Source organism: Nocardia amamiensis NBRC 102102 (assembly GCF_001612745.1).
Taxonomy (GTDB): Bacteria; Actinomycetota; Actinomycetes; order Mycobacteriales; family Mycobacteriaceae; genus Nocardia; species Nocardia amamiensis.
In genome coordinates, this window is the sequence record NZ_BDBA01000455.1 from 1 (window position 1) to 899 (window position 899).

Sequence of the window (899 nt, forward strand, 5' to 3'; positions counted from 1 at the left end):
TCGGCCGCGGACGGCTCGGCGCGGTGCCGCGTCGGCCGGTTCGTAGCGCCGCCCTCGCCGAGCAGGCTGTGGACGGTAATGGAACTGGGGCCTACACGGTGCTGCGACAAAGCTGGTCCTCGGTCGACGTACAGGGTCCGAATGCCGGGGCCCGGGGTCCGAACCGGTTTAATAACGATTCGATGACGCCGGATGAATAACGGTTTGGCATCCGTTGTGATGGGAACTCTACCTCGTCGTGACCATTCCGCAACCTTCGGTGGAAAATTCGCAGGTGAGGCACGGGTCACACGTCCAGATGGGCGAGACTTGGACCGTGATCCTCGACCATCTGGACGTCCCGATCGTGCTCGCTCCGATGGCAGGCGGCCCCTCCACTCCCGAGCTGACCGCCGCGGTCGCCGAGGCGGGCGGCTTCGGGCAGCTGGCTGCCGGCTATCTGAGCGCCGCCGATACCGCCGCGCGGATAACGGCAACTCGCGCCGCGACCGCCGAGCCGTTCGGGGTCAACCTCTTCGTGCCCGGCCCCGCGACCCCGGCCGCCGACCTGGCGGACTATCTCGCCGAACTCGGCGCCGACCATGAACTCGGAGACGCGAAGTTCGACACAGACGACTGGGACGCCAAACTCGACCTGCTCGTCGCCGATCCGGTGGCGGCCGTGTCGTTTACCTTCGGCTGCCCGAGCGCCGCGGAGATCGCCCGGCTGCACGCCGTCGGCTCCGAGGTCTGGGTAACGGTCACCTCGCCCGGCGAGGCACGCGTCGCGGTGGACGCGGGCGCCGACGTGCTCATCGCCCAGGGCGCGGAGGCGGGCGGGCACCGTGGGAGTTTCGTGGATCGACCGGCCGACGACGCGACCGATCCGCTCGGCCTGCTGGCGCTGCTGCAACTGCTCG

1 protein-coding gene is annotated in these 899 nt (G+C 69.3%); it reads left to right on the forward strand.

Translation table 11 applies throughout. The features are described from left to right. Positions 1-298 precede the first annotated feature (298 nt). Positions 299-899 (forward strand): nitronate monooxygenase (locus NA4_RS38380; protein WP_245671808.1); only part of this gene is annotated, 601 nt, incomplete at its 3' end.